Genomic DNA, 14,437 nt, shown 5'->3' on the forward strand with positions numbered 1-14,437 from the left:
CGGTCTTAAGGATAAAAGAGCGTCATATAAAAGAGAGGGGCGGCCCGTCAGCCACCCCCTCCCATCAGGCAAAGATCTTTATCAGTACGTTTATCACTATCACGTTCACAATGTCTATGAAGAAGGCTCCAACCGCCGCTACGGCGAAGAATGCGTCGGGGGCTATTCCGTACTTGGCGCAGACGGCCTCCATGTTGGCGATCGCGTTCGGCGTGGCTCCGAGACCAAAGCCCGTATGACCCGCCGTGATAACGGCGGCCTGATAGTCGCCGCCGGTAAGGCGAAACGTCACGTAGTAGGCGAAGAGGATCATCAGCACGACCTGGAAGGCAAGGATAGAGAACAGAGGCGCCGCCAGGCCGCTCAGGGCCGTAAGGTCCACGGACATCAGCGCGAAGGCGAGAAAGAAGGAGAGGCAGGCGCCGCTGATGTGGTTCACGATCCTAGGATTGACGCGAAGCAGCCTCACGTGGTCCCCGGTGTTGCGGATCACCATTCCGGCAACGAGGGCGAGCGCGTAGGCAGGCAGCAGGATGCCGCGCGCGCCGAGCCATTCGCTGAACCACATGCCTAGCCCGACTGCGAAAGTTATCTGGAAAACGGTCATCAAAATCGAATGGGTGTTTATCTCCTCGCCGGTGTCACCAAAGCTGAAGACATCAGGAATCATCTCTTTACGATAACTTTCACCGTTGACCTCTTTCGCCAGCGAATGTCCCTTGATGAGGCGTTCGGCGATCGGCCCGCCGAGCAGCGACCCCGCGAGTACGCCGAAGGTGGCGCAGGCGATCGCCGTAGCCTGCGCGCCCTGAAGGCCGAAAACCCGTTCAAGCTCGTCGGCAAAGACGAGCCCGGTCCCATGGCCGCCGGTCATCGTCGCGGAACCGGCAAGTACGGAGAGCATCGGATGAAGGCCGGAGAATTTCCCGATCACGATCGCCGCGGCGTTCTGCAGTATCAGCAGAAGGCAAGCCGCCAAAAGCAGTTTGAAGGCCGCCGAACCGCCCTTTTTTAGCAGCGCGACGCTCGCGCCGAGGCCGATCGTGGTAAAGAAGGCGATCATAAAGGGTTCCATAAGGGTCAGGTCGAACTCAAAACCGACCCTGGATGTCAGCAGAAGCCTGAGTACGGCAAAGAGCAGTCCGCCGACTACCGCGGGCGGGATGTTGTAGCGTATGAGAAACTTTACGCGGCGGCAGAGCGTCACGCCCAGCCAGTAAAGTATCGAGGCGAAGGCCATCGTTTGAATGAAGTCCATCTTTACCATAAAAATATCCGCCATCTCTTATCCCTCCCTTAAAAAAATGCCACGAAGCTCTGTATGACTATGGCGTTAACAATGTCGATGAAAAAGGCCCCGACAATAGATACGACAAAGAAGGCGCGCGGCGCGGGGCCGTAGTTGCTCGTGATCGCGTCCATATTGGCGATGGCGTTCGGCGTGGCGCCGAGACCGAAGCCGCAGTGCCCGCCTGAAATGACGGCGGCGGTATAGTCGCGTCTCATCACGTTGAAGGTGACAAAGTAGGCGTAGAATCCCATCAGCAGCGTCTCTCCGAGCAGGATCAGCGCCATCGGCCCGGCAAGATCGGCAAGCTGCCAGAGCTTAAGCGACATCAGCGATAGTGCGAGGAAGAGCGAGAGGGCGACGGCGCCGATCGTGTCGGCGAGCCTCAGGTGTACCTTATACAACCCGCTCATGTCGCTCAAATTACGGATAAAGATACCGACGAAGAGGGCGCAGAGATAGGTCGGAAGCTGTATTCCCACCTTTACAAGCTCCTCATATATAAAGGCGCCAACGCTCATTGCGATCGTAATCTGCATCAGCGTCGTCATCAGCACCGAGGCCGACACGGGGCCGTCGGAGGCGGGGTCGAGCGTTTCGTCCACCGTCTCATAGGTCATTTCGTCGGGATTGAGATGCGATTTAGAGAGACGGTTGCGCTCTATCAGGCGGCGCGCCACCGGGCCGCCGAGGATCGACCCCATCACGAGGCCGAAGGTGGCGGCGGCCATCGCAAGCTCCATACCGCCGGCAAGGCCGTACTGTTTCTCAAAAAGGGCAGCGTAGACCGCTCCGGTACCGTGGCCGCCGGACATCGTAATGGACCCGGCCAGCATCCCGAGCAGCGGATGTATCCCCGTGGCGTATGAGAGGGCGACGGCGATCACGTTCTGGAGAAGCACCAGCACGGAGGCGACAATCAAAAAGATAAAAACCTGAGGTCCGCCCTGCTTCAGCATCTTGAAGCTCGCGGCAAGGCCAATACTGGTAAAGAATGTTATCATCAGGGGATCTTTGACGACCATGTCAAAGTTGAAAGAAAAGCTGTCTTTGAACGCCCAGCTCGCAAGCGCGAAGATCACGCCGCCGATCACCGGCGCGGGAATATTGTACTTGCTGAGGAAGAAAATCCTCTTCCGGAGAAACATGCCAAGCCAGAGAATGGCTGTGGCGAAGGCCACGGTCTCGACAAGGTTAAAGTTGAGCTCTGTCATCGTTTACACATCTCCTGTCCGAGGGAGGCGGCGCCGATCACCGCGGCGGAACCTCCGATTTCTGAATTTTTTAGAATAAAGACAGCTCTGAAGGGAACGGGAAGATATTTTTCTATCCTCCCCCGCAGCTCGTCCGCAAGTCCGGCGGCGTGGCTCATGCCGCCGCTGAGGATCACCGCCTCAGGGTCGAGCGTCACCGCCAGCGATGATATTCCCCGCGCCAGCGCCTCAAGCGCGGGCCCAAGCAGCGCGGCGGCCTCCGTATTGGTATGGCGCATCTCCCATACCTCGCGGAATATGGGAGGCAGTCCGACGGCGCCTGCGCGCCGCTCTATCCAGTCGGCGGAGGCCAACTCTTCAAGATGCCCCCAGCCGCCGCAGCCGCAGCGGCAGAGCAGCGGATCGCCGCTCACCGCCATGTGGCCGCACTCCGCCGCCATCCCGTGCGCGCCGGTCAGCAGTCTGCCGTTCGCGACAATGCCCGCGCCAATTCCGGTGCCGAGCGTGAGCACCACATAATCGCGCATTCCGCGCGCCGCTCCGGCGAGTCCCTCTCCAAGCGCCGCGCAGTTCGCGTCATTCTCCAGGCGAACGTCGACTCTTACCCCGCGCGCCTTGAGGTTCGCCGAGATTATTTTGCCCAGGACGACGCCGTCACAGTCCGAAAAATTGGTCAGCCGAAGTATCCGACGCCGTTCACTGTCGACGAAACCGGGAATGCCGATCCCGACAAAGCACTCGTCGCCGGGGGCGGCCCAGAGCAATATAAGCTCCTCCAGCGCGTGGATGACGCTCAGGAGGTCTCTGTTTTCAGGTGTAGGAACGGTCACCGCGGACAAGACCTGCGGCGCCGCTCCGGAAAAATCGACGGAACCGGCCGCTATCGTATGTCCTCCGAGGTCTATTCCTATCTTCTTCATCAAAAGCCGCTGAGCGTCGCCGAGGCGCACTCCATCACGGAGTAGAGGAAGCGGCGCAGTTCAAGCGCCTCTTCCGTCTCAAAACGCAGGGTACGCGCCGCCGTCCTCATCGCGCCTGGAACCAGCGAGGCGGCGTCGGTCTGCAGGGTGTTCATCAGCGTCACCTCAAGCAGATAGGGAGCTTCCAGCGCAAAGGGGCGGCATTCGCCTTTTTTCAGCCGTGCCAGCGCCTTTTTCACTCCGGAATATATCAGTTCGGCCGTGCTTTCCGGCGTCAGGCAAAGCGCGGCGCCCCGTCCCAGCCCCTCTTTGACGGAGCAGGTCACAAGCTCCGGCCCCAGAAGGCTTCCCGCCTCCATGCAGAGGGCGTCGTCGCCGCTGACCATGATGACCGGCACGCCGAGCGCACCGCAGAGAAGAGCGTTGACGCCGGTCTCCCCCATTTTGCGTCCGTTCACGCTGAGACTGTAGATAGTATACTGGTCAAAGGTGTGGTCAAGCACCGCCTTTTCCGTACCGGCCATCGCGTGGTATCCCAGGAATATCGCGGCGTCACAGCCACGCGCGCCCTCGACCATGCCAAGCAGCTTCGGCGTTCCCGTTATCAGCTGCACCTCGCCGCCAAATTTTGCGATATCGAGATTAGTCATCGTGCAGTGCGAATCGTTTATAACGACGCCCTCGGCTCCTGCTTCCAGCGCGGCCCTCACAGCGGCCTCAACATCGGCGGCCTGCATCGCCCGGCCAAAGAGGTACTGCGGCTTCGTACAGTCCACCTGCGCGGCGCTGACCACCCCCGTAGAACCCTCCATGTCCGAGCTTATGTATATCTTCATATGACGTCCCTCCACTTATCAAGAAAACCGGCGTCTGCCACGAGCGGCCTGCCGACGCCGATAAGGTCACAGCACCCGTCCCCAAGCAGCTTCTCCGCGCTTTTGATGCCGCGGATACCGCCCGTGCACTCCACGGGGACCTTTCCGCCCACCGCCTCACGTATAGCCGCGGCGTAGGGGGCGAAGTAGGAGCCGTTCGTCCTATCCATTCCATAGCCGCAGAGGTTGCCTGATACGCTGATCAGATCAACGCCAAGCGCCGCGAGCTCGCGGGCAACGGGGACGGTATCTTCCACGGCGAGGCCGTGCGGTTTTTCGTCGGGCAGGGTATCCGCCGCACCAAGACGCACTGAGACGACCGCATCGGGCAGCGTGCGGCGCACTGCGTCGGTTATCTCGTAAAGGAAACGGGCGCGCCTGTATTCAGTGCCGCCATAAGCGTCGTCACGGAGATTAGTCAGCGGGCTCAGAAACTGTCCCGCGAGGTAGCCGTGCGCGGCGTGTATCATTACGCCGTCATATCCCGCCGTCCGTACTAGCCTTTCGGCGGCGGCGGCAAAGTCTTCAACAATTTTTTTTATTTCAGGCAGGGAAAGTTTTTCCGGTTCCGCCGAGAGCTTCTCCCAAACCTTCCCCACCCTCACGCCGGAGGGCGAAAGACAGCGGAATCCCTCAAGCCCGAATATGCCGTCGCTTGATATATTCGCCCCGCCGTGACTTATCTGAGCGACGGAGATCTTGCCGCCATTTTTGATCAGCCCTGCGATCTTCGCATGAGCCGCGGCAGCCTCGCCGCTGTCGGCGAGAAATTGTTCAGGCCGCACGCGCCCTGTGGAGTTCACCGCATGGTGCTCCACATTGACGAGAGCAACGCCTGAGGCGGCGATTTTTCCATAAACTTCGAGCGACCGTTCCGTCGGCAGTCCGTCGGCGCTGCCGGAAAGCGAGGCCAGCGGGGCGGCACAGAGACGGTTTTGAAGCCGCTTTTCCCTAATTTCAAAGATGTCAAAAAGCATCCGTCATCACCTCTCCTGATCTGCAAAACCGTTACAGGCCGCCGCGGACGCGGCGGCCTGTATGCTAAACGTTGAAACGTATTTCTATCATATCCCCGTCTTTTACGATGTATTCCTTGCCCTCGAGGCGGAGCACGCCTGCTTTGCGGCACTCGTCAAAGGAGCTGTTATATTTCATGTAATCGTCGAAGGATACCACCTGCGCGCGGATAAAGCCGCGGGCGAGGTCGGAATGTATCGTCCCCGCCGCGTCGACCGCCGTTTCGCCGTCATGCAGCGTCCAGGCCCGCACTTCGTCGGGGCCGGAGGTGAAGAAGCTGATGAGGCCGAGTACGCGGTAGGCCTCCTCGATGAGACGCTCGCGTCCAGGTTCGGTTATGTTGAGCCCCTCGGTGAACTCCGCCGCCTCTTCGGGAGAAAGGTCCATTATATCCATCTCGAGGCTGCCGTAGAGCGTGCAGAGCTTCGCGCCGTGCTCTTCGGCCCGCTTTTTAAGCGCCTCCCATTTCGGGATCTTGGATTCTTCGTTTTGGCTTTCGTCGAGGTTGAGCAGAATTATCTGGGGCTTCAGGGTGACGAAGGAGAAACCGCGAAGCTGCCGCCACTCCTCCGGCTTCAGCTCGATGGAGGAAAGCGGCCGCTCCTCCATGAGGCAGTCATAGCACTTTTCAAGCAGCGCCTTTTCCTTATCTTCGTCGGAGGTCAGTTTTTTCTTCGCCCGAAGTTTGCCGAGGCGGTTCTCGATGACGGCAAGGTCGCGGAAGATGAGTTCGTTGTCCAGAATATCCCAGTCGCGCACGGGATCAACCGAGCCCTCCGGATGTTCCACGCCGGGGTTGCTGAAGCAGCGTATCACCTGAATGAGGGCGTCGGCGTCGGCGACGAAAGAGAGGAATGCGTTGCCGAGCCCCTCGCCCTTTCCCGCGCCGCGCGAAAGCCCCGCAAGGTCCACAAACTCCACCTGCGCGGGCGTCTCTTTGCGCGGCGAGTTGATCCTTACAAGTTCGTCAAAGCGTTTGTCGGGAACGGAGACAACGGCCTTATTTGGGTCGGTCTTCCCTCCCGCGTAAGGTTTTACCTCCGCTCCGGCCCTTGTTATCACGTTAAATACTGTAGACTTTCCGCTCAGCGGCAGTCCAACAATCCCACAATGCAGCATCTATACCAACTCCATATTTTTTATTATTATACTTCTTTGCAAGAGTTTACTATAATTGAGTGGCGGGGGCAATTGACGGTGGTTTTTTATTTTATATACAAACCGTAAATTGACCGATTTTATATTTACTTCCCTTAATTAGGATAAGGGTCCGGAGGAGATATCTTTGACCAAACGTCGGCTGTTCAAAATGACTGTCATCTGCTTTTTATTAGTCTTTGCCATGGCTATCGCTTCACCGATCGAACTCCGGGCTGCGGAAAAGGTCCGCGTCGGCTTTTTCCCGTTGGGGAAGTTCCAGTATATCGACGAAAACGGCGCCGCCGCGGGATACAATATCGATTATCTTTCCAAGATAACCGATATCACAGGCTGGGAGTATGAGTTCGTCCCCTGCGGAAACTGGGTGGAGGCCACCGCGCTGCTGGAGGGCGGGAAGATCGATCTGCTCGCTCCGGCGCAGAAGATCCCCGAACTTAAAGAAAAATTCGCCTACGCCGCCTATCCGATGGGAATGGAGCTCGCAGCCATTTATGCTCTCAAACAACGTGACGATCTGATATACGAAGATATAGATACCCTAGCCAAGCTGAGATACGGCGCGGCCAGGAACTCCACATTCACCACAAAATTCATCGAGCACGCGAAGGAATATAATATCTCGCCGGACATTACATATTACAACAATACGACGGAGCTCTTCGACGCCCTTCATGCGAAGAGGGTAGACGCTATCGTCAGTAATATCATGTTCTATGACGACAGCCTGAAGATACTGGGGCGCTTCGCGCCGCTGGCAGTATATTACATCACCGCCAAAGACAACAGCGCGCTGCTGAATAAACTTGACAACGCGATATACCGCATGGAGGTAAACGACCCGACATTTGACAGCGGGCTTCTAAAGAAGTATTTTCCTCATTATAAGAACACTATCTTCAACTACGACGAGTATCTCTTCATAAAAAACGCTCCGCCGATCAGGATCGCCTACGAGACCGACAGAGCTCCGCTTTCCTTTACGGGCAGCGACGGAGAATTCCATGGCGTTCAGCGGGATATTCTTGATGAAATATCGCGAATCAGCGGTCTTAAATTCGACTATGTGCCCTGCAGACGGGAGCAGACGGAGCTTACGTATCTGGAAGAGAACAAGCTGCGCGTCATAAGCGGAGTCCGTTACTGCCGGTTCAGCGCGCAGGCAAAGAGGCTGCGCTTCAGCATCCCCTATCTCTACTCGGGCAATATCATCGCGGGAACAGACCCGCTGAAGTACACGGGACAGGAAGAGCTGCGCCTTGCGATGGTAGAGGGCGCCGCCTCCCTCAAAGAGCGCGTGGCGGCTAAGTACCCGAAGTTCAAGATACAGACCTACGAAAATACGGAGCAGGCATTTAACGCCGCCGTCAGCGGCGAGGCAGATTTCGTCATCGAAAACCGCTACGTCGCCGAACCATATTTCGTTAAGCCAAAATTCCGCAGCCTGAAGATACTCTCTTTGACAAGGATCGAAGAGCCCTATACCCTCGCTACGCTCGTCTATTACGTGCCCGCGAACGATGAAAAAGACTGGAACTCCGAGACCTTCATCTCCATAATAAACAAGTCGATCGAACAGCTGGACCCGCAAAAAATAAGCGCCTCCGTAATCAACAGAAGCGCCGAAAACATATACAAATACACACTGGGCGATTTCATCTACCAATACCGCGGCCAGTTCGTAATTCTGCTCGCAGCCGCTGGGGCCGCCATCGCCTTCCTTCTGGCACGCCGCTTAAAAAGAGGACGGTTTATTTAGAGAATATCCCCTGATAATCCGTCTTTTTTATTTTGATGAGGCCGCTGGAAACCTTATCCTCAAGCTCGTCTATACGTTTGCGTACATCAAGGGGAACGTTTTGCTTCGTCTCGCGCGTCCACGTCGAAATATCTATGCAGTCATCCTTTAGCCCAAGTGAAAAACGATCTTTAGGAAGGTTGTCCTGCAAAAAATTTTCTATTACCTTATAAATCACATGGCCGCTGCGTTTAACGACGCTGGTCAGCACCATCTCGGGAAAATCGCTCTCAAGCTCCGTGTCGACGCCGATCGTCCAGTAGCCGCCCTCTTTGGCCCTCTCTATCGCACCGATGCCGGCGGCGCCGTTGACACAGAATATTATGTCCGCGCCGAGGCGTTTGAGCTTCATCGCCGCCTCCGCGGCCTTCGCCCGGTCATTGAAATCATTCGTATATTCGCAGAGCACCTCGATATCTGGATTTATATACCATGCGCCCGCAATGTATCCACGCCTGAACCGCTCTACCGGGGGAACTTTTTCCCCAAGGATGATACCGATCTTCTTTTCATCGTTGATACGCTCCACATCTTCACGCGTGGTCATTATAGCGGCCAGGGCCCCGGCGAGAAAACCGCCCTCCTCCTCGCGGAAGACGATCTCCGTAACGCCGTCCAAATTATTCGTATCAAAGGTGAGGAACGAACAGGCCGGATATTCCCTCATCACCTCCGGCAGATATTTAATGTAGGCTACGGAGGTGATGATGACCAGATCCGACGCGGCGGCGGCCTCTTTGAGGAGCGGCAGCAGCTTCGTATTATCGTCAAGGGCGTTATAGTATTTGGTGGAGAGCTTTTTGTTCCCAAAGCGCACCTGGGCGTTTCGCATCCCCTCAAGGCAGAGCCAGTTAAAGCCCGAGGCGGAGGCTGTGTTCGATCCCTCCAGCATCAATGATATCCGTTTCGGCGCCGCAAAGGCGGCGCATTCCATAATCATCATCAGGATAAACGCAGCCGGCAATATAAATTTTTTCATCAACAAACACATCCTTTCATAAAACCAAAAGAATATCTTTTTTACAAATTATCGCTATAATTATACCTTAGAAAGTGGGCAGCCTGCGAGCCGGCTTGAGAATTTAAGAGCGGCTGCGCGGGTATACGTCAATTAGCTATAGTTAACATATTCGTGGAGTTGAGCCTATAGATGAATCTTGTAGAGATGAAGAGCGGAGATCGGGCTGTGATAAAGATGCTGCCGGAGGGAGAGGCTGCGCAGCGACTTGAGGCACTAGGCTTACGGAGCGGCAAGGAGATAGAAAAAATTTCCTGCATGCCATTCGGCGGGCCGGTAACGGTGATGCTGGAGGGACGTCATTTCGCCGTGTCGCACAGCATCGCGGAGCATATCGAAATAGAAAAGGCCGATTCCCTGTAGCATGGGAACCGGCAGGGGGAATAGATGAGCTGTAAAGATTGTAAACTATGTTTTGATAAAAAAGAGACTAAGCGGGACGAGGTGCACCGAAATTCATCCGCCCCGGAGGAGACAAAGAATTCCCCCGCGGGGCAGGCCGACGAATGCAGCGGCCGTAAGCGTATGCGCATCCTTCTGATGGGAAACCCCAACGTCGGAAAGAGCGTATTTTTTTCGCGCCTCACCGGGGTGCACGCGCTCTCCTCGAACTACCCGGGGACGACCGTCGGCTTCACGCAGGGGCTCATAAAACACAAAGACATCTGCGCCGACCTGATCGACGTTCCTGGCGCCTATACCCTCGACCCGACGAACGAGGCTGAGGAGATCGCGCGCCGTATCATCGAGGAGGGAGCGGACAAGGTCATACTCGTCATCGACGCGACGGCGCTCGAACGCAACCTCGTAATGTCGCTGCAGGTGCTTTCCTATCACATACCGGTGATCGTCGCGCTCAACATGACCGACGAGGCCCGCCACAAGGGAATACTGCTCAACGTGGAGAGACTTGAAGAAGAGCTCGGAGTCCCTATCTACCAGACAGTCGCCACGACGGGAAGAGGCATCAGCGACCTTGTCGACAACCTTGACCGGGCACGGATCAGCCCGATCGAAGCGATGACGAAGGAAGAACGCTGGCAGAAGATCGGCAAGATCATTGCCGGCGTGCAGACGGTGACGCACCGCCACCACACGCTGCTCGACCGTATCGAGGACATTTCGGCCCACCCCGTAATCGGCGTGCTGCTTGGCTTTTTCGTGCTCGCGCTGAGCTTCACGCTTATCCGCTTCGTCGGCGAGGGACTTATAAACTACATCTTTGACCCTATCTTTGAAAACCTCTGGCTGCCGTTTCTTGAAAAACTCAGCGGCATCTTCGGCGACGGGTACCTGCGCACGCTGCTGATAGGAAAACTCTTCGACGGCTCCATCGACCTCGAACAGAGCATGGGGGTTCTGTCGACCGGCTTCTACGTCGAGTTCGGCATGGTCTTGCCTTACATCATCGCCTTTTACGCGGTGCTCTCCTTTTTGGAGGACTTTGGCTATCTGCCGCGCCTCGCCGTCGTCTTCGACGCGCTGCTCCACCGCTTCGGCATCCATGGATACGCCATCATCCCCACACTGCTTGGCTTCGGCTGCAATGTGCCGGGGATACTGGCGACGCGCGTTCTTGAGTCGGAGCGCGAACGCTTTATCGCGGCGACACTCATCTCCGTCGGCGTTCCCTGCGTGTCGATACAGGCAATGCTCGCCTCGACGCTCGGTGGCTTCGGCATGTGGTATGTCGGCGCCGTCTATTTCATTCTCTTTATCGTCTGGCTCATACTCGGACGCCTCATGCACCTGACGCTCTCCGGCTACAGCCCGGAGCTGATCGTGGAGATACCACCCTACCGCCTGCCCTCATTCAAGGCCTGGATGAACAAGCTCTGGTTCCGCATCAAGGATTTCTTCTTTGAGGCGACGCCTCTCGTGCTCGGCGGTATTCTGCTAGTCAACATACTCGACACCATCGGCCTGCTGGAGTGGATCGGCAATATTCTCGCGCCCTTCTTCCAGACGGTGCTGGGACTGCCGGCAGCCACCGCCGTACCGGTAGTAATGGGACTCTTCCGCAAAGATATCGCGATGGGGCTGCTCATTCCGCTTGACCTTACGGCACAGCAGATGCTCGTCGCCGTCATCGTCCTCTCCATGACCTTCCCCTGCATCGCGACGTTCGTCGTCATGTGGAAGGAGCTGGGAGTCCGGCGCATGCTTCAAAGCAGCGCGCTTATGCTCTCCGCCGCGCTGATAACAGGCGCGGTGCTGAACCTCATCCTGAACGTGCTGTAGAGGGGGAAAAATGACATTCACACGCATCATCCGCGGTACGCTAATAACGGCAGCCATTCTGATAACGGCAGTTTCACAGGCGGCAGCGGACGTGGTAGTCGGCGCACCGGCTACGGCGGAGATCGGCCAGCCATTTGTAGTAACGATAGAGGTCTCCGGCGAAAATATAACCGACGTCAGGCTTTCGTGGCAGAGACATGAATCCTTGCTAGCCCCGGAAGATACCGGGAGCGGGCAAAGATTTTCCGTGCTGACCGGCACCGATCTTAAGAACGCCAAGCCGGGGGCCAGCCCGCTTTTCGTCACCTTCACCGCCGGCGGCAAAAGAGAAAAGATCGAACATTCAATAAAGCTCTCCGCACGTAAATATCCCGTGGAAAAACTGTCCGTCGCCCCCTCAAAGGTTACGCCGCCAAAGGAGCTCTCCGAGCGTATCGCGCACGAGGCCAGGCTCGGGCGCGCCGCGATGCAGAGCGACAGCGCGGGACAGGCGCCGAAACTGCCGCTCGTACGCCCCGTGCCCGGCAGCTACAGCTCCGTCTATGGCAAGAGCCGTTACTTCAACGGCGAATTCCGCGGCCGCCACGGCGGCGTCGACATGCGCGCAAAGGAGGGGACGCCGGTCAAGGCGGCGGCGGACGGTACCGTCGTACTGGCGGGAAACAACTTCTGGTTCGCTGGAAACTGCGTCTATATCGACCACGGCGCTGGATTCGTCACCTTTTACGGACACATGTCAAAGATAAATGTAAAAAAGGGCGACATGGTAAAGGCCGGAGACATACTCGGCCTCTCAGGCAAGACGGGGCGCGTCACCGGCCCCCACCTCCACTTCAGCACCGCCTGGCGCGGGGAGTTCTTCGACCCGGCAGAGCTGATGGAGAAATGAAGCGAAAAGCGTTTTCTAATTATTAAACAAAGGCTGCCGTCTAATCATGCGAGGTAATTGGCGTGATAAGGCTTACAGTGGTTCCCTTCTGCGGCGTAGATACGATCTTTACCTTCCCGCCGACCGACCTCAACCGCTCTTTTATACTGAACAGTCCCATGCCGCTGTTGGATTTTTTGGTATTTGCCAGAATAAAACCGTTACCGTCATCTTCGACAATGATCTGAATATTTTTCATGCCCCAGCGAATTATGACCAATACGCAAGAGGCTTCGGCGTGCTTTATCACATTTACCAGAAGTTCGTGTACCATCTGATAGAGTAATATCTTTTTATCCTCGCCTATATCAGATTCCTCTCCCTCTGACTTGAACGTACATTTTATACCGTGGGTCGCCTGCAAATGTTCGCACCTGGCCTCGATCGCAGCGGAAAGTCCCACCTCGTAGAGAATCGGAGGGCTGATATCGAATGTAAAGGAGCGGGTCTCATGCAATAATTTTTCCATCTCCTCCACGGCGGCAAAGACCTTGTTTTTATTTTCCGCCTCCGCCTGCGTTTCGCAGAGACCACGCAGAGAGTGCAGCATCGATACCATTGAATATCCGATGCTGTCATGGAGCTTCGTGGCAATCGCCCGGCGGGTCTTTTCCTCCGCCAGCGTAAGATTAGCCGTAAGTTTGCGCAGCAGTCGCTCCTTCTTCTTAAGCTGCAGTGCAATTTTATGCCAGCTGCTCATATCTCTGAATATCAGCACCACCCAGTCGGGAATAGGAGAAAATATAAAGAGCTGATAAAATCCAGGGGCGACACAGCTTTCCGCTTCAAAAAAACCTGATTTCACATCGTTGCCGTATTCCGTCCCGAAACCGGTGCTGCCGGTTTCTGCGACACGTATCATAACACCACGCCAGTCCTCAAGATCGTCTTTCCATACGGAGCTATAGAGCTTACCGATCAGATCATCTCTCTTCATATTATTGATCTTTTCGTAAGCGTCATTGACCCTTACGTACACAAGATCCTTTCCTTTACCATTTGCACCGTCAACGATCCGACAGATAGCCAAAGGATCAACGATATTCTGAAATATGGCCTCCAGTATTTGATCTCGATGCATGTCAGTTATCAAAATTCATCAGTCCCTCCCGCATGGCATAACGCGTGAGTTCATTCAAATTTTCACAGCCCAGTTTCTGCATTAAGTTGCGGCGGTGGACGTCCACCGTGTTTCGGCTGATACATAGCTCCGAGCTGATGCTTTTCGCGCTCTTTCCCTCGGAGATGAGAGCCAGGACCTCTTTTTCGCGAGTGGAAAGTACTTCCAGCTTTTCCGGCGCGTCTGGTATACTCAGTCGCTGAATATAATCGCGGATCAGGATGGTGACGACGTTGGGGCTAAGATACATTAAGCCTGAGAGGACGACGTCTATTGCCATAACCAACTCTTCCGGCTCGGATTCCTTCAAAGCATAACCATCGGCGCCAGCTTTCAATACCTCGATTATCATCCGCCGGTCAAGGTGCATAGAAAGTATTAATATCTTAATATTGGGAAATTCCCGTTTAACTGCGCGAGTAATCTCGATACCGTTCATCTCCGGCATCGTAATATCCAGCACGACAAGATCTGGGTTGGTGGCACGGATCATCTCCAGGCCGCTCTTCCCAGTGTGAGCCCTACCTGCAACCTCAATATGCGCAATGCCAGATAATATCCCTGTTATTCCCTCCAAAAATAATTTATGGTCATCTACCAGCATGATTTTCTTTTTCATATTATCGGACCACCCTTAAAATGCCTGCGATAATGAACAATGATCAGCATGGCATAACAATTACATTATAAAAACAGGGAGGCGCAGAATAGACATAACGACACAATAAAAACAGACTGAGACCGTTATAGTTAATCTTTAGCTGCGCTATTGAATGATAACGATATCGGTTAATTTATGTTAAGGATTATACCATAAAAAAATAATTTTTTATTGAATATCCAAAAAGTATTTTATTCTT

Annotated in this window: 13 protein-coding genes; 4 read left to right on the forward strand and 9 right to left on the reverse strand. The window is 55.4% G+C overall.

Going from position 1 to position 14,437, the window contains the following annotated elements; genetic code table 11:
• Nucleotides 1-64: 64 nt before the first annotated feature.
• The 6 genes from gltS (BED41_RS11620) to ychF all read right to left on the reverse strand — a co-directional run bounded on the left by gltS (BED41_RS11620) (nucleotide 65) and on the right by ychF (nucleotide 6,433).
• Nucleotides 65-1,282: a sodium/glutamate symporter gene (gene gltS / locus BED41_RS11620; RefSeq protein WP_084002429.1), complete on the reverse strand. Its 1,218-nt coding sequence runs from the start codon at nucleotides 1,280-1,282 to the stop codon at nucleotides 65-67.
• 14 nt (nucleotides 1,283-1,296) lie between these two features.
• Nucleotides 1,297-2,502: a sodium/glutamate symporter gene (gltS, locus tag BED41_RS11625; RefSeq protein WP_066746406.1), complete on the reverse strand. Its 1,206-nt coding sequence runs from the start codon at nucleotides 2,500-2,502 to the stop codon at nucleotides 1,297-1,299.
• Nucleotides 2,499-3,422, reverse strand: coding sequence for an ROK family protein (locus BED41_RS11630; RefSeq protein ID WP_066746409.1), 924 nt, complete (start codon nucleotides 3,420-3,422; stop codon nucleotides 2,499-2,501). The genes gltS (BED41_RS11625) and BED41_RS11630 overlap by 4 nt, the downstream gene beginning before the upstream one ends.
• Nucleotides 3,422-4,258, reverse strand: coding sequence for a M55 family metallopeptidase (locus tag BED41_RS11635; RefSeq protein ID WP_066746412.1), 837 nt, complete (start codon nucleotides 4,256-4,258; stop codon nucleotides 3,422-3,424). The genes BED41_RS11630 and BED41_RS11635 overlap by 1 nt, the downstream gene beginning before the upstream one ends.
• On the reverse strand, nucleotides 4,255-5,274 hold the full coding sequence (locus tag BED41_RS11640; RefSeq protein WP_066746414.1) for an oxidoreductase: 1,020 nt from the start codon (nucleotides 5,272-5,274) through the stop codon (nucleotides 4,255-4,257). The genes BED41_RS11635 and BED41_RS11640 overlap by 4 nt, the downstream gene beginning before the upstream one ends.
• A gap of 64 nt (nucleotides 5,275-5,338) precedes the next feature.
• Entirely contained in the window at nucleotides 5,339-6,433 is a 1,095-nt protein-coding gene (gene ychF, locus BED41_RS11645) for a redox-regulated ATPase YchF (RefSeq protein WP_066746417.1), read from the reverse strand.
• A gap of 166 nt (nucleotides 6,434-6,599) precedes the next feature.
• Between ychF and BED41_RS11650 the strand changes: the two genes are divergently transcribed.
• Nucleotides 6,600-8,231 (forward strand): transporter substrate-binding domain-containing protein, encoded by a 1,632-nt coding sequence (locus BED41_RS11650; RefSeq protein ID WP_157102337.1) that lies wholly within the window; start codon nucleotides 6,600-6,602, stop codon nucleotides 8,229-8,231.
• Here BED41_RS11650 and BED41_RS11655 read toward each other — a convergent pair.
• Nucleotides 8,224-9,249, reverse strand: a complete 1,026-nt coding sequence (locus tag BED41_RS11655) for a BMP family lipoprotein (protein WP_066746422.1) — start codon at nucleotides 9,247-9,249, stop codon at nucleotides 8,224-8,226. The genes BED41_RS11650 and BED41_RS11655 overlap by 8 nt on opposite strands.
• 171 nt (nucleotides 9,250-9,420) lie before the next feature.
• Here BED41_RS11655 and BED41_RS11660 point away from each other — a divergent pair, with 171 nt between their 5' ends.
• Genes BED41_RS11660 through BED41_RS11670 form a run of 3 tightly spaced genes read left to right on the forward strand, consistent with a single transcriptional unit; the run spans nucleotide 9,421 to nucleotide 12,418 of the window.
• Entirely contained in the window at nucleotides 9,421-9,651 is a 231-nt protein-coding gene (locus BED41_RS11660) for a FeoA family protein (protein WP_066746425.1), read from the forward strand.
• Nucleotides 9,652-9,675: 24 nt separating this feature from the next.
• A complete protein-coding gene (locus tag BED41_RS11665) occupies nucleotides 9,676-11,529 on the forward strand; it encodes a ferrous iron transporter B (protein ID WP_084002431.1) in 1,854 nt (617 codons plus the stop codon).
• 10 nt (nucleotides 11,530-11,539) lie between these two features.
• Nucleotides 11,540-12,418, forward strand: a complete 879-nt coding sequence (locus BED41_RS11670; RefSeq protein WP_066746428.1) for a M23 family metallopeptidase — start codon at nucleotides 11,540-11,542, stop codon at nucleotides 12,416-12,418.
• Between the two features lie 40 nt (nucleotides 12,419-12,458).
• Here the strand turns inward: BED41_RS11670 and BED41_RS11675 are convergent, their stop codons facing one another.
• A complete protein-coding gene (locus BED41_RS11675) occupies nucleotides 12,459-13,394 on the reverse strand; it encodes a sensor histidine kinase (protein ID WP_168160264.1) in 936 nt (311 codons plus the stop codon).
• Nucleotides 13,395-13,539: 145 nt separating this feature from the next.
• Nucleotides 13,540-14,196 carry a response regulator gene (locus BED41_RS11680; RefSeq protein ID WP_066746434.1) on the reverse strand — a complete coding sequence of 219 codons (657 nt, stop codon included), beginning with the start codon at nucleotides 14,194-14,196 and terminating at the stop codon, nucleotides 13,540-13,542.
• Nucleotides 14,197-14,437 lie beyond the last annotated feature (241 nt).

Source organism: Cloacibacillus porcorum (assembly GCF_001701045.1).
GTDB classification, from domain to species: Bacteria; Synergistota; Synergistia; order Synergistales; family Synergistaceae; genus Cloacibacillus; species Cloacibacillus porcorum.